Raw genomic sequence first — 21,901 nt, 5'->3', positions numbered from 1 at the left:
CGACACGGCCCGTTCCCCGTTGTCCGGGGCAAGCCGGGAGTCCTAGCGTCGCCAGAGCGGACGACGGTGCACGAGAGCCCGACCTCCGCCCGACAGGGAGAAGGTCTCGTGCTCGTCACGCTCCTGCGCCACCACCTGCGGCCGTACCGGTCCGCCGTCGTCGCGGTCGTCGTCCTGCAGCTGGTCCAGACGCTCGCCACGCTCTACCTGCCCAGCCTCAACGCACGCATCATCGACGACGGCGTCGCGACGGGGGACACGACGCAGATCCTGCGGCTCGGCGGCGTGATGCTCGCCGTGAGCCTCGTCCAGGTCGTCTGTGCCGTGGTCGCGGTGTACTTCGGCGCGAAGGCCGCGATGGCGTTCGGTCGCGACGTGCGCCGGCGGCTGTTCGGCCACGTCCAGACGTTCTCCGCGCAGGAGATCGGCCACTTCGGTGCGCCCACGCTCATCACGCGGACGACGAACGACGTGCAGCAGGTCCAGATGGTCGTGCTGTTCACGTTCACCCTGATGATCGTCGCGCCGATCATGCTCGTCGGCGGCGTCGTCATGGCGCTGCAGGAGGATGTCGGCCTGTCCGGGATCCTGCTCGTCGCCGTCCCGGTGCTCGCGGCGCTCATCGCGGCGATCGTCGTGCGGATGGTGCCGTACTTCCGGTCGATGCAGAAGCGGATCGACGCGATCAACCGTGTGCTGCGCGAGCAGATCGCGGGCGTCCGGGTCGTGCGGGCGTTCGTCCGCGAGGAGCGCGAGTCGCAGCGGTTCGCCGCCGCCAACGCCGACCTGTTCGACACCTCGCTCAAGGTCGGCCGCCTGATGGCGCTCATGTTCCCGGCCGTCATGCTCGTGCTCAACCTGACGAGCATCGCCGTGCTGTGGTTCGGCGGGCAGCGCGTCGACGCGGGCGAGATGCAGGTCGGCGCCCTCACCGCGTTCCTGTCCTACATCGCCTACATCCTCATGGCCGTGATGATGTCGACGATGATGTTCGTGATGTTCCCGCGGGCGGTGGTGTCCGCGGAGCGCATCGGCGAGGTGCTGTCGACGACGACGAGCGTCGAGCCGCCCGCCGCGCCGGTCGGCCTGCCGGTCGGGGCGGCGTCGCGGCCCGGGCTCGTCGAGCTGCGGGGCGTCGAGTTCCGCTATCCCGGCGCGGAGCAGGCCGTGCTGCACGGCGTCGACCTGGTCGCCGAGCCGGGCCGCACCACCGCGATCATCGGCTCCACGGGCTCGGGCAAGACGACGCTCGTCAACCTCGTCCCGCGCCTGTTCGACGTGACGGGCGGCGCGGTGCTGCTGGACGGCGTCGACGTGCGCGACCTCGACCCCGACGTGCTGTGGACCCAGATCGGGCTCGTGCCGCAGAAGCCGTACCTGTTCTCGGGCACGGTCCGCAGCAACCTGGAGTTCGGGCGGCCCGGGGCGACCGACGACGAGCTGTGGCACGCGCTCGAGGTCGCGCAGGCGCGCACGTTCGTCGAGGAGCTGCCCGAGGGTCTCGACGCGCCGATCGCGCAGGGCGGCACCAACGTCTCCGGCGGTCAGCGGCAGCGGCTCGCGATCGCGCGCGCCCTCGTCAGACGGCCGCACGTGTACCTGTTCGACGACTCGTTCTCGGCGCTCGACTACGCGACCGACGCGGCCCTGCGGGCGGCGCTCGTGCCCGAGACCCGGGACGCGACCGTCATCGTGGTCGCGCAGCGGGTCGCGACCATCCGGCACGCCGACCGGATCGTCGTGCTCGAGGAGGGTGCCGTCGTGGGCGTGGGCACCCACCACGAGCTGCTGGAGACGTCGGAGACCTACCGCGAGATCGTCTACTCCCAGGTCAGCGCCGAGGAGGCGGCGTGAGCGGCCAGGAACGTCCCGCGCCGGCCGCCGACCCTGCCGTCCCGACGGCCCGGCCGGGACAGACGGTGGCGGTCCCGCGCCGACCCCCGCGCGGCGGACCCGGTCCGATGGGCAGCATGGGCATGCCGGGCGAGAAGTCGATGGACTTCCGCGGGTCCGGGCGCCGGTTCCTGCGCGAGCTGCGGCCCGAGCGGGTCCCGCTGGTCGCGGTGCTCGTCCTCGGCGTCGCGTCGGTCGTCCTCGCCGTGGTCGGGCCGAAGCTGCTCGGCAACGCGACCAACCTCATCTTCGACGGCTGGATCGGCGGCCAGCTGCCCGCAGGCCTCACCAAGCAGCAGGCCATCGACGGGCTGCGGGCGCAGGGCCAGGGCCAGGTCGCCGACATGCTCCAGGGCACCGACGTCGTGCCCGGGCAGGGCGTCGACTTCGTGCAGCTGCGCGACCTGCTGCTCGTCGTCGCGCTCGTCTACCTCGGGTCGTTCCTGTTCGGCTGGCTGCAGGGCCGCATCACCGCGGGCGTCGTGCAGCGGACCGTGTACCGCCTGCGCGAGCGCGTCGAGCGCAAGCTGTCGAGCCTGCCGCTGTCGTACGTCGACTCCCAGCCGCGCGGCGAGCTGCTGAGCCGCGTCACCAACGACATCGACAACGTCGCCCAGTCCCTGCAGCAGACGCTCTCGCAGCTCATCACGTCCGTGCTCACCGTCGTCGGCGTGCTCGCGATGATGTTCTGGATCTCACCCCTGCTCGCGGTCGTCGCGCTCGTCACCGTCCCGGCGTCGGTCATGGTCGCAGGAGCGATCGCGAAGCGGTCCCGCCCGCAGTTCATCGACCAGTGGGCGTGGACCGGCAAGCTCAACGCGCACATCGAGGAGATGTTCACCGGGCACGCCCTCGTCACCGTCTTCGGCCGCCAGCACGAGGCCGCCCAGACGTTCGACGAGCGCAACGAGGCCCTGTACGAGGCGTCGTTCAAGGCGCAGTACATCTCGGGGATCATCCAGCCCGCGCTCGGCTTCCTCGCGAACCTCAACTACCTCGTCGTCGCGGTCGTCGGCGGCCTGCGGGTCGCGTCGGGGACCATGAGCATCGGCGACGTGCAGGCGTTCATCCAGTACAGCCGGCAGTTCACGCAGCCGATCACGCAGATCGCGTCCATGGCGAACCTCCTGCAGTCGGGAGTCGCGTCGGCCGAGCGCGTGTTCGAGCTGCTCGACGCGCCCGAGCAGACGCCCGACCCGTCGCCCGCCACTCCGCTGGACCGGCCCGTGCGCGGGCGCGTGACGTTCGAGCACGTCGCGTTCCGCTACGACCCGGGCACGCCCCTCATCGACGACCTGTCGCTCGTCGCCGAGCCGGGCGCGACCATCGCGATCGTCGGGCCGACCGGCGCCGGCAAGACCACGCTCGTGAACCTGCTCATGCGGTTCTACGACGTCGACTCCGGCCGCATCACGCTCGACGGCGTCGACACGCGGGACCTCACGCGCGACGAGCTGCGCTCGCAGATGGGCATGGTGCTGCAGGACACGTGGTTGTTCGGCGGCACGCTCGCGGAGAACATCGCCTACGGCGTCGACGCGGCGACGCACGAGGAGATCGTCGCCGCGGCGCAGGCCACGCACGTCGACCGGTTCGTTCGGACGCTGCCCGACGGCTACGACACGAAGGTCGACGACGAGGGCGCCACCGTGTCGGCGGGGGAGAAGCAGCTGCTCACCATCGCGCGCGCGTTCCTCGCGGACCCGGCGATCCTCATCCTCGACGAGGCCACGTCGTCCGTGGACACGCGCACCGAGGTGCTCGTCCAGCAGGCGATGAACGCGCTGCGCGCCGGGCGGACGTCGTTCGTCATCGCGCACCGCCTGTCGACGATCCGTGACGCCGACACCATCCTCGTGATGGAGCACGGGTCGATCGTCGAGCAGGGCTCGCACGAGGAGCTGCTCGCGGCCGACGGCGCGTACGCGCGGCTGTACGCGAGCCAGTTCGCGGCGGCGGTGACGGCCGACGAGTGACGTTCGGTGCGGCGCCGCGGGCTCGGGGCGCCGCACCTGGACACGCGTTCCGGTGGCGCTCCGCGGAACCGCGTGACGACGATGGACCGATGACGGACCAGACGACCCCCCAGGACCCCCGCTCGCAGCAGCCCGGTGAGGACGCGCAGTCGCCCGAGCAGATCCCCCACCCGGGCCTCACCCGCGAGATGGACCACAAGCCCGACCACGGCGAGGAGTCGTACAAGGGCGCCGACCGGCTCGCGGGCAAGCGCGCTCTCATCACCGGCGCCGACTCCGGCATCGGCCGTGCCGTCGCGCTCGCGTTCGCCCGCGAGGGCGCCGACGTCGTCCTGTCCTACCTCCCGGAGGAGGAGGCCGACGCGAAGGAGACCGCGCGGCTCGTCGAGGAGGCCGGTCGTCGTGCCGTGCACGCCCCCGGGGACATCCGGGACGAGCAGACGTGCGTCGAGCTCGTCGAGACGACCGTGCGCGAGCTCGGCGGCATCGACGTCCTCGTCAACAACGCGGCGTACCAGATGGCGCAGGAGGACGGCCTGCTCGGCATCACCACCGAGCAGCTCGACCGCGTCTTCAAGACCAACCTGTACGCGCTGTTCTGGATCACCAAGGCCGCCGTGCCGCACATGCAGCCCGGGTCGTCGATCATCAACACGAGCTCGATCCAGGCGCAGCAGCCGAGCCCGCCCCTGCTCGACTACGCGACGACGAAGGCCGGCATCCTCAACTTCACGCGCGGCCTCGCGCAGCAGCTCGGCGAGAAGGGCATCCGCGTCAACGCCGTCTGCCCCGGCCCGATCTGGACGCCGCTGATCCCCGCGACGATGGACCCCGAGAAGGTCGACTCGTTCGGCTCGGACACGCCGCTCGGCCGCGCCGGGCAGCCCGCCGAGCTGGCCCCGGCCTACGTCTTCCTGGCGTCGCAGGAGGCGAGCTACGTGAGCGGCGACTACATCGCGGTGACGGGCGGCAAGCCGCTCTGACCAGGCCGTCCGCAGGGCTCCCGCTGCGGCCGATCGGGTGCACCGGCCGCGGCGGGACCTCCGGCCCGACGGACGTGCGTCCGCTGCGACGTACTGTGCCCGCATGACCCCCTCGCACCCGCGGCTCCGACGCGACCGCTTCACCGTCGCGCTGTACGGCTGCTTCGTCGTGTGGGGGTGGCTGCTCTACTCCTTCAACCCGAGCGTGCCGCTGCTCGCCGACGACCTCGACCTGACGGGAGCACAGGCGGGCCTCCACGGCACCGCGATGGCAGCCGGCGCGATCCTCACGGCGTTCCTCACGCCGCGGTCGGTGCGAGCCCGCGGCCGGCGTTGGACGCTGCTCGCGTCGTGCGCCGTGGTGGTCGTCGGCATCACGGTCCTGCTCACCGCGGGGACGCTCGCGGTCAGCCTGCTCGGCATGTTCGTGCTGGCGATCGGCGGCAACCTCGCGATCAGCTCGGCCCAGCCGGGCCTCGCCCAGCACCACGGTCCTGCGGCGTCGGCGGCCGTCACCGAGGCGAACGGCGTCGGGTCCGGGGTGGGTCTGGTCGGGCCGCTCGCGGTGGGCGCGTGCGTCGCGGCGGGGTTCGGCTGGCGGCCGGCCGTCGCGGTGACCGCGGCGCTCGCGGTCGTCACCGCGGTGCTCGTGTCACGGGAGCCCGTCGGGGGCGCGATGACGCCGGCCGAGCGGGCCGCGCTCGCTGACGGCACGCCCGTGCCCGACGTGCCGACCGTCGACGTGCCCGCGCACCCGCGCCGCGCCGGTGCACCGACGTGGTGGTTCCTCGCCGCCATCGTCGCGGCCATCGCGCTCGAGAACGCGACGACGTACTGGGCGACCGACCTCGTGCGCGAGCAGACGGGCGCCGGCGCGGGCATCGCGGCCGCGACCACCGCGGGGCTCGTCGCGGGCATGACGGCCGTGCGGTTCGTCGTCGCGCCCCTGTCGCTGCGCGTGCGGCCCGCGCTGCTGCTCGTCGTCGCGTTCGGCGTGGCGATCGTCGGGTGGGCGATCCTGTGGACCGCCACGGTGCCGGGCGTCGCGCTCGCCGGCCTCGTCGTGGCCGGGTTCGGGTACGGCGCGCAGTACCCGCTGTCGATCTCGCTGCTGCTCGCTGCGGCGCCGGGCCAGGGGGATCGGGCGCAGGCGCGCGCGACGCTCGCGGGCGGCATCGCGATCGGCGTCGCGCCGTTCGCGCTGGGTGCGCTCGCGGACGTCGTCGGGGCGCACACGGCGTTCGTCGTCGTGCCGGTGATCGCGGTCGTCGGGGCCGTCGCGAGCTGGGTCGGCGGCGCGGCGCTGCAGCGTGAGGCGTCCGGAGGGGTGTTGGTGGACGCGACGACCGGCGGAGTTCGATAACGTTATCGAACCCGGGTGAGCCCGACCCGGTCGACGACGACCACGAGGACACGCGCAACCCCATGACCCAGCTCTCGCACGCTCCCCGCACGACGACCACCGCGACCGCCGCACGGGGCGCCGATCCCACGCTCGCGCACCGCACCGCCGACGTCCGCCTCCTGCTGCGCGGAACCGACGGGGAGCCGCTGCGCGGCGCCGACGTCGTCGTCGAGCAGACCCGGCACGCCTTCGCCTTCGGCTGCATCGGCTTCGACCTCATCGGCCTCGCGAACGGCGAGACCGCCGACGCGCCGTCCCTGTTCGGCGGTGCCAGCGTCGAGTCCGCGCCCGCGCTCGCCGACCTGTGGTTCGACGTCTTCAACACCGTGACGCTCCCGTTCTACTGGGGGCAGTTCGAGCGTGAGCGCGGCCGACCCGACACCGACCGCATGCTGCGTGCCGCACGCTGGTTCGCCGAGCGTGGCGCGCACGTCAAGGGACACCCGCTCGCCTGGCACACCGTCGCACCCGCGTGGCTGCGCGACCTGCCCGTCGACGAGGTGGAGGCCGCGGTGCGGGACCGCATCACGCGCGACGTCACCGCGTTCGCGGGCGTCGTCGACACGTGGGACGCCATCAACGAGGTCGTCATCATGCCGGTCTTCGACAAGGAGCCGAACGGGCTCACGCGCCTCGCGTGGGACCGCGGACGCATCCCGACGATCCGCCTCGCGTTCGAGACGGCCCGCGCCGCCAACCCGGGCGCGACGCTGCTGCTCAACGACTTCGACATGTCGACCGCGTACGAGTGCCTGATCGAGGGCGTGCTCGAGGCCGGCATCCAGGTCGACGCGCTCGGCCTGCAGTCCCACATGCACCAGGGCTACTGGGGCGAGGAGAAGACGCTGCGCATCCTCGACCGCTTCGCGCGGTTCGGCCTGCCGCTGCACCTCACCGAGACGACGCTCGTGTCGGGCGACCTCATGCCCGCACACATCGACGACCTCAACGACCACCGGGTCGACTCGTGGCCGTCGACGCCCGAGGGCGAGGCGCGCCAGGCCGACGAGCTCGAGCGGCACTACCGCACGCTGCTGTCGCACCCCGCGGTCGCCTCCACGACGTACTGGGGGATCGCCGACGAGGGCGCGTGGCTCGGGGCCCCTGCCGGGCTCGTGCGCCGCGACGGCACGCCCAAGCCCGCGTACGACACGCTGCGGCGGCTCGTGCGCGACGAGTGGTGGCTCGCGCCGACGACGCTGCGCACCGACGACGACGGGACCGTGCCGGTCCGCGGGTTCCTCGGCGACTACACCGTGACGGTCGGTGACCACGCGGTGCCGTTCGCGCTCGACCGCGACGCCGCCGGGCCGGTCGAGGTGCGTCTGCCGGCCTGACCGTCGCCCCGTGCCGGGAGCGTGGCGCGCGGCTGGGAGGATGGGCGCGTGCCACGCCCGGACCTGCAGCCCGTCACCGACCCGTCCGACCCGCGGCTCGCCGACTACGTCTCGCTGACCGACGTCGCGCTGCGCTCCCGGCACGAGCCCGAGAAGGGCCTCTACATCGCGGAGTCGTCGACCGTGCTCGGCCGCGCACTGCGGGCCGGGCACCGGCCGCGGTCCGTGCTGCTCGCGCCGCGGTGGGTGCCCGACCTCGAGCGCATGCTCGACGAGCTGCCGGACGAGCTGCCCGACGACGGCACGACCGTGCCGGTCTACGTCGCCGAGGAGGCCGTGCTCGAGGCCATCACCGGCTTCCACGTGCACCGCGGCGCCCTCGCGGCGATGCACCGCCCGCCGCTCGCGCCGGTCGCGGACGTGCTCGCGGGTGCGCGCGACGGGGCCGGTGCGCGGCGCGTCGCGGTGCTCGAGGACGTCGTCGACCACACCAACGTCGGCGCGGCCTTCCGCTCCGCGGCGGCGCTCGGCGTCGACGCCGTGCTCGTCACGCCGCGCTGCGCCGACCCGCTGTACCGGCGGTCGGTCCGGGTGTCGATGGGGACCGTCTTCCAGGTGCCGTGGACGCGTATCGACCCGTGGCCCGGCGGCATCGACGAGCTGCGCGCGCACGGGTTCGTGACCGCGTCGCTCGCGCTGGCCGACGACGCGCTCACCCTCGACGAGCTCGTCGCCGACCCGCCCGAGCGGCTCGCGCTCGTCCTCGGCGCCGAGGGGCACGGCCTCAAGCCCGCCACCGTCGCCGCGTCGGACCTCGTCGTGCGCATCCCGATGGCCGGGGGTGTGGACTCGCTCAACGTCGCCGCCGCGGCCGCCGTGGCGTTCTGGGCGACGCGCGCCTGACCCGGTGTCGATCGAGGGACCGTCCGTGCGTCACGTGTGACGAGACGCACACGGGTCCGCTCGGGCGAATCGGGGTGCGCGATGTCGGTGGCGTGCGGCAGTCTCGGAGGCTGACGCCGGCGTCTGCGGTCCTCGCTGTGCTCGCGTGCGCCGCAGGAGCACGAGTACCACGAGGACGGAGGTAGGACGTGGCCGCATGGGGCCCCGGGGCGTTCGACGCCCACCCCGCCCTCGACTTCCTCGAGCGCCTCACCTTCCAGCACGCGGAGATCGACGCGACCCTCGACGTCGTCCCCGGGTCCGTCGACGTCGACGCGGTCGCCGAGCGCCTCCGTCACGAGCTGCGCTCCGCAGCCGACGGCTTCCGGTTCGCGTGCTACGCCTTCCCGCAGTCCACCTACGCCACGGCAGGCCTGGTCGCCGCCGTGCTCACGGGCACCCACCGCAAGCCCGCGTCGCGACGACGCCGAGGTGGCCGCGACCGGCTCGGGCTCGGCGCGCACGGCGGGCACACCGTGCTGCTGACCGAGCAGCACGCGCTCGACCTCCAGCCCGACGCCCGGGCAGCCGCCCGTGTCCTCGCGTCGCCCGAGGCATGGGCCGACGAGCCCGACGCGACCGTGCACCTGCTCGCGGCGACCCGCCAGCTCGAGTCGCTGCTCGCGCGGACGTACGCCCCGGCGCCGTCGGCGCCGCGCGTGCCGGGGCAGACCGTCTGGGGACGCGCGCTGCCGCACCGTCGCTGACACCGTCCGGGCGCCTCGCGCGCCCCCGCCGCGACCCGTAGCGACCGTCCTGCGACCCGGCTGCGACCGGTCGGTGGTGACCTGCTCCTGTCCCGTTCGTCCCGGTCCGCCGGGCAGCACCAGGAGCACACCATGACCGACCTCCTCGACGAGCGCGTCTCGTCGTCCGACCTCTTCCAGCCCGTCGGCACCGGGACCGACGACGTCGCGAACCGCGTCCTCGCCGCGTTGCTCGGCGCGCAGGAGGTCCTCGCCGTCTACGCGGGGGACCGCCTCGGCTGGTACCGCACGCTCGCGCACGAGGGTCCCACCACCTCCGTCGAGCTGGCGCGCGCGACCGGGACGCACGAGCGGTACGCGCGCGAGTGGCTCGAGCACCAGGCCGTCGCCGGCTTCGTGACGACCGACGACCGAGTCGACGCCGCCGACCGGCGGTACGCCCTCACGCCCGGCGCCGCCGAGGTCCTCACCGACCACGACTCCGGGTCCTACCTGGGACCGCTCGCGCGCCTGCAGGTGGCGAGCGGCCGCGCCGTCGACGACCTGCTCGACGCGTACCGCACGGGCGGTGGCGTGCCGTGGTCGCGGCTCGGCGCCGACGCGCGCGAGTCGCAGGCGGCCGTCAACCGGCCCTTCTTCCTCGGGCCGTTCGTCGACGAGGTCGTGCCCGCCGTCCCCGAGCTGCACGCCCTGCTCCGCGCCGGTGCACGCGTCGCGGACGTCGGCTGCGGCGAGGGCTGGTCGAGCATCGCGATGGCACGCGCGTTCGCCGACGTCGCCGTCGTCGGGCTCGACGTGGACGAGCCGTCGGTCGCCGCCGGGCGTCGGCACGCCGCCGCGCACGGGCTCGAGCACCGCGTCACGTTCCGGGCGGGCGACGCGGCGCACGCGGCCGACGGCGCCGGTGCCTTCGACGTCGTGACGGCGTTCGAGTGCGTGCACGACATGCCCGACCCGGTCGGCGTGCTCGCGTCCGCCCGGCGCCTGGTCCGCGAGGGGGGCTTCGTGCTCGTCATGGACGAGCGCACGCAGGAGCGCTTCACGGCGCCCGCGGGGCCGGTCGAGCGGCTGTTCTACGGCTACTCGCTCGGCGTGTGCCTGCCCGACGGCATGTCGCAGCCCGGGAGCGTCGGCACGGGCACGGTGCTCCGGCCGGACGTGCTCGACGGGTACGCGCGGGCTGCCGGGTTCGCGCGGGCCGAGGTGCTCGACGTGGAGAACGACTTCTTCCGGTTCTACCGGCTCGTGCTCTAGGGCGCCCGCACCCGGGACGGGCCGCCGGCGACCACGTCGTCGGCGGCCTGCTCCGGCGTCCGCGCCGCGCCGCGCGCCACGAGCACCGCGAACCGGTCGGCGCCCAGGCGGCCGACGAGCGTGCTCCGCAGCCCGTCCAGCCGGTCACGCTCCGTCCCGTAGGCCGCCGGGACGCCGTGCGCCGCGACGACCGTCCCCCAGAGGGTCGCGGCGCCTGCGTCGTCGCCCGCCCGCGCGAGCAGCACCAGCAGGTTCCGCAGGGTCGTGACGAGGTGTGTGCGGTCACCGGCCTCGCGCCACCAGCGCAGCACCTCCGCGACGTCGTCGTGGACCGCCGCCGGGTCGCCGTGCCGCGCGAGCAGCGCGGTCGCCGCCGACCTGGCCACCCCGCCGAGGTACCGGTTGCCTCCCGCCGCGGCCAGGTCGCGCGCGGTCCGCAGCGCCGTGAGCGCCGCGTCGGGGTCGGCGTCCGCCTCGACCTCGCCCTCGAGGAACGCGAGCCAGCCCGCGGTCGTCGGCCCGGGCGGCGACGCGGCTGCCGCCGCTGCGTCGACCGCGTCGCGGCAGCGGGCCAGCGCGTCGCGCGCCGCCGCCGTCCCGCCGGTGTACGCCAGCCGCAGCACCCGGTAGCTGTGCCCCACGCCGACGAGGTGCGGTGCCCCCGTCCTCGTCGCGAGCCCGGCGAGCGCGTCGCCGAGCGCGGCCGCGTCGTCCAGCTCGCCCTCGAACAGCGCCGCGTCGGCGAGGGCCTCGAGGGCGTGCATGCGGTCGACGGGGTCGTCCGCGGTCGCGAGCGCCCGTCGCGCGTGGCCGGCCCCCTCGACGTGCCGCCCGCCGAGGACGAGCCGCGACGCGAGCGACACGTGCGCGGCCGGGTGGGCGGACCCGCCGCCGTCGGCGACGAGCTGGGCCGCCCATCCGAGCGCCTCGTCGTGCAGCCCGTCGACGGCGTGGTCGTGCAGCGCGCGGGTGATCCGGACCGCGCAGGCCACGTCGTGCCGTCGCGACCACGCGTGCGCGGCGCGCGCCTCGGCGAGGAGCCCGTCCAGCCGGGACCGGGCGGCGGCCTCGCCCGGCCCTCGCAGCCGTGCGTCGGCGGCGCCGAGCAGGTCGGCGACGGTCGCCGCGTGGCGTGCGCGCACGGGGTCGTCGTCGGGCGGCTCGCCGACGACCGCCCGGACGGTGCGCAGCATCCGGAGCCGCGTACGCCCGTCGGCGTCGTCGCGCACGAGGAGCGAGCGCGCGGCGAGCGCCTCGACCGCGTGCCGCGGGACCGCCAGCACGGTCGCGGCGTCACCCGGCGGGACCGCCGAGGCGAGCACTGGCCAGCCGTCGAGCGCCCGGCGCTGCACGGGGTCGAGCAGGTCGCGGGACCAGGCGACGAGCGCGGTGAGCGACGCGTGCCGTGCGTCGACGCCACGACCCGCGTGCGCGAGGTCGCCCAGCCGGTGCGCGAGCTCGTCGGCGAGGTCGGCGGTCGACAGCGCCGCGGCGCGCGCCCCCGCCATCTCCAGCGCCAGCGGCAGCCCGTCGAGCAGGTCGACGACGCGGCCGACCGCCGGGTCGTCGACGCTCGTGGCCGCCCCGGCCGCCCGCGCGCGGTCGACGAACAGCACGGTGGCGTCGGTCGCGGCGAGCGGCATGACGGCGTGGACGTGCTCGCCCGGGACACGGAGCGGCTCCCGGCTGGTGGCGAGCACCCGCAGCGGTCCGGGGTGCTCCAGGAGGCTCTCGACGACGTCCGCGACCGCGTCGACGACGTGCTCGCAGTTGTCGAGCACGAGCACCAGGTCGCGCGCCGCGAGCGCGGTGAGCGCCTCCGCCGGCGGGCCCGCCGCGGGGCTCAGGCCCGCCGCCGCGACGACCGCCGCGGGGACCGCGTCCGGTTCCCGCACGGCACCCAGCTCGACGAAGCGCGCGCCGCCCGCCGGGAGGACGCGCACGACCTCGAGCGCCGCCCGTGTCTTGCCGACCCCGCCCGGACCGACGAGCGTGACGAGCCGCCCGTCGTCGAGCAGCGCGCGGACGGCGTCGAGCGTGCCGGGACCCGGCACGTAGGACGTCCGCGGGGCCGGGGGCTGCCGTCCGGCCGTCGGCGTTGCGGCGGCGTCGTGGGGCGCGGGTGAGCCCGCGTCGGCGGTCGTGCCGGCAGCGAGCGCCTGCGTCTGCGCGGACCGCAGCTCCGCGCCGGGCAGCAGGCCGAGCTCGTCGAGCGTCGCTGCCGCGCGTGCGTACGTCGCGAGCGCGTCGGCGGGTCGTCCGGCCGCGGTGCGGGCGCGCACGGCGACGGCCCACGCCGGCTCGCGGTAGGGGTCGGCGGCCGTGAGCGCGTCCGCCACCGCGACCGCGTCCTGCGGGCGTCCCGCAGCGACGAGGACCTCCGCGAGCCGCTGGCGTGCGTCGAGGCGCAGCGCGTCGAGGCGCCGTGCCTCCGGCGCCACGGACGGCAGCTCGGCCGCGCGTCCGAACGCGGGGCCGTGCCACGACGCGAGCGCGGACTCGAGCGCGGCGGCGGCGTCGGGAGGCTCCTCGTCCACCGCGGTGCGGAGCGCCGCCTCGAACGCGCCCGCGTCGGTGGTGTCCGCGGGTGCGTCGAGCGCGTAGCCACCGTCGAGGGTCTTGACGTCGTCACCCACGAGCGCCCGCAGGCGTGACACGTGCGTGCGCAGGGTGTGCCGGGCGGACGGCGGCGGGCCGTCCGGCCACAGCGCGTCCGCGAGCGTGTCGTCGCCCACCGGCTGCCCGCGGTGCGCCAGCAGGACGGCCAGCAGCGCGCGTTGCTGCGGCCCGACGACCCGCACGACGGTCCCACCGCGGCGCACCTCGAGCGGGCCGAGGACGCGGTACCGGGGACGGTCCGTCACAGCGCCGATGCTAGGGGTGGCACCCGGGTCGTGGCGTCGTCCTGGGCGAGGCTCGCGCGGCGGGCCGGCGTCCCGCCGTCAGGCCAGGGCGAGCCCGTCGACCACCTCGACGCCCGGCGCCGACGCGAGCAGCGTGCCCGGCAGCGCGACCTTCGAGCGGCGCAGGCCGCTGCCGATCACGACGACCGGACCCGCAGCCGGGTCGTCGGCCGCGACGCGCGCGTCGACGAGCACCCGGTAGCCCGCGGGCAGGCCGAGCGGCGTGATGCCGCCGTACTCCATGCCGGACTCCGCGACGGCCCGGTCCGTCGGCAGGAACGACGCCTTGCGCACGTCGAGCAGCCGCTTGACCGCGTTGTTGACGTCGGCGCGCGTCGTCGCGCGCACCACGGCCGCGGCGACGCGCTCCTCGCCCTCGCGGCGCCCCGCGACCAGCACGCAGTTCGCCGAGGCCGCGGGCGGCAGGTCGTAGGCGGCCGTGAGCGCCGCGGTGTCCGCCAGGTCGGGATCGATCTCGGTGACGACCACGGCGTCCGCGACGCGGTCGTCGGCGGCGGCCCACGCCTCGACCGCCGCGCGCACCGGGTCCGCCAGCAGGTCGGGGCGGTCGAGCGCGCGGACCCAGGTCAGAGAGCCGAGCGTCGTCAGGCCCGCCGTCATCGCTGGTACGTCCCGACGAGCACGGCACGCGCGAGCGTGTGGAAGACGACGGCGGTGTTGACCGCGCCGGGCATGGCGTCGGGGCCGACGCCGAGCGAGTCGGTGTCGAGCGCGTGCACGACGAAGAAGTACCGGTGCACCTGGTCGCCGGGCGGGGGAGCGGCGCCGATGTAGGCGGCCTCGCCGTCGTCGCCGCGGAGCGCGAAGGCCCCGCGCGGCAGGGCGGTGGAGCCGGCCGACCCCGCGCCCGTCGCGAGCTCGGTCGTCGTCGCGGGCACGTCCACGAGCGTCCAGTGCCACCAGCCGGCCGGGCCGGGGGCGTCCGGGTCGAAGCAGCTCACGACGAACGAGCGCGTCTCGGGCGGGAAGCCCGACCACGCCAGGTGCGGCGACACGTTGGCGCCCGCCGGGGTGTTGGTGTGCACGTCGGGGAGGCGGTCGCCGTGCGCGACGTCGTCGCTGCGCAGCTCGAACGACGGCACCGCGGGCAGCAGCGAGTACGGGTCGGGGGCGACGGGACGGGTCAGCGAGGTCATCGCGACATCATCGCCCGGTGCGGCCCGCGATGCGCGCGGTTCGGCGGTGCCCCGGACGTCGACGCGTGCGTCGCGCGCGGGAGTGGCGACTTCGCCCCGAGAGCGACACATCGATGTGTCGCACTCGGGCCGTTGTCGCTCTCGGGCGGCGGCGGGGGCGTCGTGATCGCCCGGGAGGGTGGCTCCGATTGACACGCCTCCGGGTGTCAGCGTCTACTGAGATACTTCGAACAGATGTTCGATCAGATGAGCGATTCCGGGTGTTGCCGCAGTTCACAGCGGTGTACACCTGTGCTGGAGGTGGGTGCGGATGGCAGCGAGCGTGCTGTCCGAGCAGGCGCGGGTCGAGCTGGCCCGGGCTGTGCTGGCGCACGCCGAGCTGCGGACCGGGGCGCGCAGCGTCCGGGTCGGGACGCGTCCGGCCGAGTCGTCCGCGAGCCTTGTCGAGGGCACCCAGCACGGGGCGGACACCCGGCCCGCGCCCGCCGGCGGGGCACCCGTGCCGTTCGCGGCCGACCCCGTGCGCGGGGCGCCACGTCCGTCGTCCGGCGGGGGGCCGACGCACCGCGCAGAGCCGTCCGCGGCTGGGCACGACGGCTCGTCCACGCACGACGTGTCCTCGTCTGCGCACGACAGGTCCTGGTCCGCGCGGCGTGCGGTGGTGCGCGAAGCGTCCCCGGACGGGACAGTGGCAGCGTCCGAGCGCGACGGTGCGCCGGCTGCGGCGTTGTTCGCGGCGCCCGGCGCCGTGCCCACCGACCGCACCGCGCAGCCGCACGCCGCTGCCACCGACCGCACCGTGCCGTCGCGGGCCGCGGACGAGGCGTGGACGCGGTCGCACCCGGGGTCGGCCGCGACCCGTCCCGCCGGGGTCCTCGCCGCCGAGCGGCCGCCGCTGCCCGTCCCGGACCGGCTCGCGCCGTTGCTGCCCGACGGGCTGCGCCGCGGTGCCACGACGGCCGTCGTGGGGTCGACCTCGCTCGTGCTGACGATGCTCGCGCACGCCTGCGCGGGCGGTGCGTGGGCGGCGGTCGTGGGGCAGCCGACCGTGGGGCTGCTCGCGGCCGCGGAGGCCGGTGTGGCGCTCGAGCGGCTCGCGCTCGTGCCGCGCCCGGGGCAGGACGCCGCGACCGTCGTCGCGGCGCTCGTCGACGGCATCGACGTGGTGCTCGTCGGGCCGGACGCCGTGCTCACCGACACCGACCGCCGCCGGCTGTCCGCCCGTGCGCGGGACCGCGGTGCGGTCCTGCTGTCGAGCGTCGCGTGGCCGGGCGCGTCGACGGTGCTGACCGTCGAGGCGGGGCGCTGGTGGGGCGTCGGCGCGGGCGACGGGCGGCTGCGGACGCACGAGCTGCGCGTCACGCGGTCGGGGCGTGGCGGGTCGGCCGTCCCGCTGTCCGTGGACCTCACGCTGCCGCTGTCGGCGGACACCTCGACCGGCACCCCGGTCGCACCCGCGGTGCCGACCGCACCGGCCGAGGTCGAGGAGCAGGCCGCCGTCGGTCTGCGGCTCGTGGGGTGAGGAGCGCGTCGTGAGTACCCGCACCACCGTCCTCTGGGTCCCCGACTGGCCCGTCGTCGCCGCGACCACCGCCGACGAGGTTCCCGCGCACCTGCCCGCCGCCGTGCACGACGGGCGGCGCGTCACGGCCGTCTCGGCGCTCGCGCGCGTCGAGGGGGTGCGTCGCGGCATGCGTCGACGGCAGGCGCAGGGGTGCTGCCCCGAGCTCGTGCTGCTGCCCGCCGACGACGTGCGCGACGTGCGCCTGTTCGAGCCGGTCGCGAGCGCGGCGGAGACCGTCGTCGCCGGGATCGAGGTCGTGCGCGCCGGCCTCCTGCTGCTGCCCGCCGGGGGTGCCAGCCGGTACCACGGGTCGGAGGACGTGCTCGCGGAACGGCTCGTCGACGCCGTCGCCGCGCACGCGGGGCACGAGTGCGCGGTCGGCACCGCCGACGGCCTGCTCGCGGCGGTCGTCGCCGCGCGCACCGGGGCCGTCGTCCCGCCCGGCTCGTCGCCCGCGTTCCTCGCTCAGCGTGGGGTCACCGAGCTCGTGCATGCCGCCGTCACCGAGGACGCCGCCCAGCAGGTCGCCGATCTCGTCGACCTGCTGCACCGGCTCGGCCTGCGCACGCTGGGTCAGCTCGCCGCGCTGCCGACGGGCGACGTGCACGCGCGCTTCGGGCGGCTCGGCGTGTGGGCGCAGACGCTCGCGCGCGGCGACGACGAGCGCCCACCGGCGCGTCGCCGTCCCGAGGCCGACCTCGAGGTCGTCGCCGAGCTCGACCCGCCGGTCGACCGCGTCGACACCGCGACGTTCGCCGGCCGCCGCCTCGCCGAGGACCTGCACGCGCAGCTCGTGCACCGGTCCGTGACGTGCGGTCGCATGCAGATCGCCGCGCGCACCGACGACGGCACCGACCTGGTCCGCACGTGGCGCACCGACCTCGGCGGGTTCGGCGGGCTGACGCCGCAGCGCATCACCGACCGCATCCGCTGGCAGCTCGAGAGCTGGCTGTCGTCCACCGCCGTCGCGACCGCGCGCAGCCGTGCGCAGGACGCCCCCGAGCGCGTCCGCGCCGCCCGGGCACGCGCCGCGCGTGCCCGGGCCGCCCGCGACGGGGCGCAGGACCCGTGGGCGTTCGACGACCTCGTCGACGAGCCGTGGGTCGACGACGACGTCCGCCCCGTGACGCTGGTGCGGCTCGCCGTCACCGCGCTCGACGTCGCGCCCGCCGGGGCTGAGCAGGGGCGGCTGTGGGGCGGGCCGTCCGGCGGCGACCTGCGGGCGCACCGCGCGCTCGACCGCGTGCAGGGGATCGTCGGCGGGCAGGGCGTGCTCACGGCGACGCTGCAGGGCGGCCGCGGGGTGCGCGACCAGGTCCACCTGCAGCCGTGGGGCGAGCAGACGCAGGCCGCGCGCGCGGCCGACCTGCCCTGGCCCGGTCGGCTGCCGGACCCGGCGCCCGCGACCGTCCTCGCGCGTCCGCTCCCCGTCGACGTGCGTGACGCCGCCGGGCGGCCGGTGGTCCTCGACGTGCGCGTCGGCCTGCGCGGGGAGCCCGCGACGGTCCGCTGGCCGGTCGCGTCGGACACCGACGCGTCGTCGGTGGCACGGGCGTCGGCGCGCACGACAGGGACGGGCGGGTTCCCCTCGCCGCGCGGGCGCTCGCCGGCCGAGGGGTTCCTCGCGTCCGACGGGTGGCCGTCCGGCGGTGCATGGTCGGCCGGGCGCGTGACGTCGGACGGGCGCGACGAGCCGGTGCGTGTGCGCGAACGGGCGGTCGCCGGGTGGGCGGGGCCGTGGCTGTCGAGCGAGCGCTGGTGGGGGACCGGGGGACGGGTCGGCGTGCGCGGGCACCTGCAGGTCGCGTTCGACGACGGCGACGCGGTCCTGCTCGCCGGCGACGCGGACGGCTGGACGTGCGAGGCGACGTATGACTGACAGCCCACCGACGCGTACCCGTGCGCCCTTCCCGCCGCGGTACGCCGAGCTGCACGCGCACTCGGCGTTCAGCTTCCTCGACGGCGCGAGCCAGCCCGAGGAGCTCGCCGCGGAGGCCGCCCGGCTGGGCCTCGACGCGCTCGCGCTGACGGACCACGACGGGCTGTACGGCGTCGTCCGGTTCTCGCAGGCCGCGAAGGCCGTCGGGCTGCCCACCGCGTTCGGCGCGGAGCTGCACCTGCCCGCCCCCGACGGTCGCAAGCACGCGCGGGAGCGCACGCGCGCCACGCCGGGGCTGCCGGTGCTGGACCCGCCGACGGGCGTGCCCGACCCCCGCGCGTCGCACCTGCTCGTGCTCGCGCGCGGACCCGCGGGATACCGGGCGTTGTCCCGGTCGATCGCCGAGGCGCACCTGCGCACGGGCGAGAAGGGTGCCGCGGACTACCGCCTGGAGGAGCTCGCCGCGAACGCCGCGGGCCAGTGGCTCGTGCTCACGGGCTGCCGCAAGGGGTCCGTGCGGCGCGCGCTCGCGGGCGGCGACCCGTCGGGCGTCGGCGGGGTCGCGCCGGGCGGACTGGACGCGGCGCGCGCCGAGCTCGACCGACTCGTCGCGCTGTTCGGCCGGGACAACGTCGCCGTCGAGGTCACCGCGTCGGCCGACCCGTACGACTCGGAACGGGCCGACGCGCTCGCCTCGCTCGCCGCCGACGCGCGCCTCCCGCTCGTCGCGACGGGCAACGTGCACTACGCGACGCCGCGCGACGCGGACCTCGCGGCGGCGCTCGCGGCCGTGCGCGCCCGCTCGTCGGTCGAGGACCTCGACGGCTGGCTGCCCGCGGCCCCCGTCGCGCACTTGCGGTCCGCGGAGGAGATGCTCGCGCTGCACCGGCGGCACCCGTCGGCGGTCGGCACGGCGGCGGCGCTCGCCGCCGAGTGCGCGTTCGACCTGTCGCTCGTCGCGCCGCAGCTGCCGCCGTACCCGGTCCCGGACGGGCACACCGAGGCGACATGGCTGCGCGAGCTCGTCCGGCAGGGCGCGCTCGAGCTCTACGGGCCGCCCGATGACGAGCGCGTGCCCGGCGCGTACGCGCAGCTCGCGCACGAGCTGCGCGTCATCGAGGACCTCGGGTTCCCCGGGTACTTCCTCGTCGTCTACGACCTCGTGAAGTTCTGCCGCGACCACGGGATCCTCGCGCAGGGCCGCGGCTCGGCCGCGAACTCGGCGGTCTGCTACGCGCTGCGCGTCACGGCCGTCGACGCGGTGCGGCACGGGCTGCTGTTCGAGCGGTTCCTCGCGCCCGAGCGCGACGGGCCGCCGGACATCGACGTCGACATCGAGTCCGCGCGCCGCGAGGAGGTCATCCAGTACGTCTTCGAGAAGCACGGCCGCTCGCACGCCGCGCAGGTCGCGAACGTCATCTCGTACCGCCCGCGCTCGGCGATCCGCGACGCCGCCCGGGCCCTCGGGTACGACGCCGGGCAGCAGGACGCGTGGGCGAAGTCCATCGAGCGCTGGGGCAGCCTGCGTCCGCCGCAGCCCGCACCGGCACCCCCGCCGCCGGCGCGCCCGTCACCACACCCGCCCGGCCCGCCGGGACCGTCCGCCCGGCGGCGCCCCACCGAGACCCCCGCCGCCGGACCGCAGGGGGTTCCGGCGGCGGGCCGCCCGGACCGCCCGCACGACGGGCACGTCGGGTCGCCCGGTCGACCGGACCGCCCGCACGACGGCCGCGCCGGGTCACCCGGTCGTCCCGACCGCCCGCACGACGGGCACGTCGGGCTGTGGCCGCCGGAGGGTCGTGGTGCGGGAGGCGAGCCGCACGACCGGGCCACGGCCGTCAGCACCGCGCGCGACGAGCGGCGCCGCGCCAAGGCGTCGATGTGGGGCAACACCTACGAGCCGCCGCCGGTGCTGACGCGGTCGCCCCGCGGCACCGAGGTGCCGGGCCTGGCGACGTCCGACGGGCACGACGTCGTCCCCGCGGTGCTGCCGCCCGCGGCGAGCGACCTCGACGAGATCCCGGAGCACGTCGTCGACCTGGCCGACCGGTTCCTGCGGCTGCCGCGGCACCTCGGCATCCACTCGGGCGGCATGGTGATGTGCGACCGGCCCGTGATCGAGGTGTGCCCGGTGGAGTGGGCGCGCATGCCGGGCCGGACGGTCCTGCAGTGGGACAAGGAGGACTGCGCCGACGCGGGGCTCGTGAAGTTCGACCTGCTGGGGCTCGGGATGCTCACGGCGCTGCGGCTCGCGTTCACGGACGTCGAGAAGCACGAGGGGGAGAAGCTCGACCTGCACGCGCTGCCCGCGGAGGACGCGCGGGTGTACGACCTGCTGAGCGCCGCGGACACCGTCGGGGTGTTCCAGGTCGAGTCGCGCGCGCAGATGGGCACGCTGCCGCGCCTGCGGCCGCGCACGTTCTACGACATCGTCATCGAGGTCGCGCTCATCCGCCCCGGGCCCATCCAGGGCAACTCGGTGCACCCGTACATCGAGCGTGCGCACGGCCGGCAGGCCGTCACGTACCTGCACCCGCTGCTGGAGAAGTCGCTTGCGAAGACCAAGGGCGTGCCGCTGTTCCAGGAGCAGCTCATGCAGATGGCGATCGACGTCGCCGACTTCACGCCCGCGGAGGCCGACCAGCTGCGCCGCGCGATGGGGTCGAAGCGCTCGACGGAACGCATGGAGGCGCTCAAGGGGCGGCTCATGTCGGGCATGGCGTCGCACGGCATCGGGCCGGACGTGGGGGAGCAGATCTACGAGAAGCTGCGCGCGTTCGCCGACTTCGGCTTCCCCGAGTCGCACGCGTACTCGTTCGCGTTCCTCGTGTACGCGAGCGCGTGGCTGAAGGTGTACCACCCGGCCGCGTTCTACGCGGGGCTGCTCGCGGCGCAGCCGATGGGCTTCTACTCACCGCAGAGCCTCGCCGCCGACGCCCGCCGGCACGGCATCGAGGTGCTGCGGCCCGACGTGCAGGCGTCCGACGTGCAGGCGTGCGTCGAGCGCACCGGCCCGACGCCGCCGGGCGGGGAGCCGCTGCTGGTCCCCGCGCCGAGCGGCACCGGTCCGGCCGTCGCCGCGGGGGTGCGCACGGGCGCCGACGCGGACGTGCCGCGGTCGCTCGCGGTGCGCCTGGGGCTCGCGTCGGTGCGGTCGGTGGGGGAGGACGTCGCGCAGAAGGTCGTCGACGAGCGCGTCGCGCACGGCCCGTTCGCCGACCTGCGGGACCTGGTCCGACGGGTCCGGCTGACCACCGTGCAGGTCGAGGCGCTCGCGACCGCCGGAGCGCTCGACAGCCTGGGCGCGACCCGCCGCGAGGCGCTGTGGGCGGCGGGGGCGCTCGCGCAGGAGGGGCCGGACACGCTGCCGGGGGTGAGCGTCGGGGTCGCGGCGCCGACGCTGCCGGGGCTGAGCGACGTCGAGGTCGCGACGGCCGACGTGTGGGCGACGGGCGTGTCCGTCGACTCCTACCCGACGCAGTTCGTCCGCGACGGCCTGGACGAGGCGGGGGTGCTGCGCGTCGTCGACGCGTTCCGCCACGAGCCCGGGCGACGCGTCGCCGTCGCGGGGGTCGTGACGCACCGGCAGCGTCCCGGCACCGCGGGCGGGGTGACGTTCCTGTCGCTCGAGGACGAGACGGGGCTGCTCAACATCGTGTGCTCCGCGGGCCTGTGGCAACGGTTCCGACGGGTCGCGCGCACGTCCCGGGCGCTCGTCGTCCGGGGCCGGCTCGAACGCTCTGACGGCGCCACGAACCTCGTCGCCGAGCACCTGGGCGTCCTGTCCCTCAAGGTCCGCACGACGTCCCGCGACTTCCGCTGACGGCCGACGCCCGACGCCCGCGTGAGCCCGTCCGCACCACCGCGCCGACCGGCGCCCTTGCCCTGGCGCACCGCGCGT

At 75.9% G+C, this 21,901-nt stretch carries 14 protein-coding genes; 11 read left to right on the top strand and 3 right to left on the bottom strand.

What is annotated here, in order from left to right; all coding sequences use genetic code 11:
- Window positions 1-108 precede the first annotated feature (108 nt).
- The 8 genes from OMK64_RS07545 to OMK64_RS07510 all read left to right on the top strand — a co-directional run bounded on the left by OMK64_RS07545 (window position 109) and on the right by OMK64_RS07510 (window position 10,497).
- Window positions 109-1,854, top strand: coding sequence for an ABC transporter ATP-binding protein (locus tag OMK64_RS07545; RefSeq protein ID WP_272727464.1), 1,746 nt, complete (start codon window positions 109-111; stop codon window positions 1,852-1,854).
- Window positions 1,855-1,961: 107 nt separating this feature from the next.
- Window positions 1,962-3,869, top strand: coding sequence for an ABC transporter ATP-binding protein (locus OMK64_RS07540; protein WP_272727463.1), 1,908 nt, complete (start codon window positions 1,962-1,964; stop codon window positions 3,867-3,869).
- A gap of 89 nt (window positions 3,870-3,958) precedes the next feature.
- Window positions 3,959-4,852 carry an SDR family oxidoreductase gene (locus OMK64_RS07535; RefSeq protein WP_272727462.1) on the top strand — a complete coding sequence of 298 codons (894 nt, stop codon included), beginning with the start codon at window positions 3,959-3,961 and terminating at the stop codon, window positions 4,850-4,852.
- 103 nt (window positions 4,853-4,955) lie between these two features.
- Window positions 4,956-6,215 (top strand): MFS transporter, encoded by a 1,260-nt coding sequence (locus OMK64_RS07530; RefSeq protein WP_272727461.1) that lies wholly within the window; start codon window positions 4,956-4,958, stop codon window positions 6,213-6,215.
- 62 nt (window positions 6,216-6,277) lie between these two features.
- A complete protein-coding gene (locus OMK64_RS07525; RefSeq protein WP_272727460.1) occupies window positions 6,278-7,594 on the top strand; it encodes an endo-1,4-beta-xylanase in 1,317 nt (438 codons plus the stop codon).
- A 48-nt stretch (window positions 7,595-7,642) separates the two neighbouring features.
- The gene (locus OMK64_RS07520; protein ID WP_272727459.1) at window positions 7,643-8,497 is read left to right on the top strand and encodes a TrmH family RNA methyltransferase; all 855 of its coding nucleotides are present in this window, start codon (window positions 7,643-7,645) and stop codon (window positions 8,495-8,497) included.
- A 188-nt stretch (window positions 8,498-8,685) separates the two neighbouring features.
- Entirely contained in the window at window positions 8,686-9,243 is a 558-nt protein-coding gene (locus OMK64_RS07515; RefSeq protein ID WP_272727458.1) for a hypothetical protein, read from the top strand.
- Window positions 9,244-9,375: 132 nt separating this feature from the next.
- The gene (locus OMK64_RS07510; RefSeq protein ID WP_272727457.1) at window positions 9,376-10,497 is read left to right on the top strand and encodes a class I SAM-dependent methyltransferase; all 1,122 of its coding nucleotides are present in this window, start codon (window positions 9,376-9,378) and stop codon (window positions 10,495-10,497) included.
- Here OMK64_RS07510 and OMK64_RS07505 read toward each other — a convergent pair.
- The 3 genes from OMK64_RS07505 to OMK64_RS07495 all read right to left on the bottom strand — a co-directional run bounded on the left by OMK64_RS07505 (window position 10,494) and on the right by OMK64_RS07495 (window position 14,557).
- A complete protein-coding gene (locus OMK64_RS07505) occupies window positions 10,494-13,361 on the bottom strand; it encodes an AfsR/SARP family transcriptional regulator (RefSeq protein WP_272727456.1) in 2,868 nt (955 codons plus the stop codon). The two genes, OMK64_RS07510 and OMK64_RS07505, sit on opposite strands and share 4 nt — an antisense overlap.
- Before the next feature lie 78 nt (window positions 13,362-13,439).
- The gene (locus OMK64_RS07500; RefSeq protein WP_272727455.1) at window positions 13,440-14,021 is read right to left on the bottom strand and encodes a YbaK/EbsC family protein; all 582 of its coding nucleotides are present in this window, start codon (window positions 14,019-14,021) and stop codon (window positions 13,440-13,442) included.
- Complete coding sequence (locus OMK64_RS07495) at window positions 14,018-14,557, bottom strand: YbhB/YbcL family Raf kinase inhibitor-like protein (protein ID WP_272727454.1); 540 nt, start codon at window positions 14,555-14,557, stop codon at window positions 14,018-14,020. The genes OMK64_RS07500 and OMK64_RS07495 overlap by 4 nt, the downstream gene beginning before the upstream one ends.
- Before the next feature lie 688 nt (window positions 14,558-15,245).
- Between OMK64_RS07495 and imuA' the strand changes: the two genes are divergently transcribed.
- Genes imuA' through OMK64_RS07480 form a run of 3 tightly spaced genes read left to right on the top strand, consistent with a single transcriptional unit; the run spans window position 15,246 to window position 21,823 of the window.
- Window positions 15,246-16,079 carry a DnaE2-dependent mutagenesis accessory factor ImuA' gene (gene imuA', locus OMK64_RS07490; protein WP_272727453.1) on the top strand — a complete coding sequence of 278 codons (834 nt, stop codon included), beginning with the start codon at window positions 15,246-15,248 and terminating at the stop codon, window positions 16,077-16,079.
- Between the two features lie 10 nt (window positions 16,080-16,089).
- On the top strand, window positions 16,090-18,000 hold the full coding sequence (locus OMK64_RS07485) for a DNA polymerase Y family protein (protein ID WP_272727452.1): 1,911 nt from the start codon (window positions 16,090-16,092) through the stop codon (window positions 17,998-18,000).
- Window positions 17,993-21,823: a PHP domain-containing protein gene (locus OMK64_RS07480; RefSeq protein WP_272727451.1), complete on the top strand. Its 3,831-nt coding sequence runs from the start codon at window positions 17,993-17,995 to the stop codon at window positions 21,821-21,823. The genes OMK64_RS07485 and OMK64_RS07480 overlap by 8 nt, the downstream gene beginning before the upstream one ends.
- Window positions 21,824-21,901 lie beyond the last annotated feature (78 nt).

Source organism: Cellulomonas fimi (assembly GCF_028527925.1).
GTDB classification, from domain to species: Bacteria; Actinomycetota; Actinomycetes; order Actinomycetales; family Cellulomonadaceae; genus Cellulomonas; species Cellulomonas fimi_C.
Note: the sequence above shows the minus strand (reverse complement) of the source record. Positions and strands in the feature narration are given on the sequence as shown.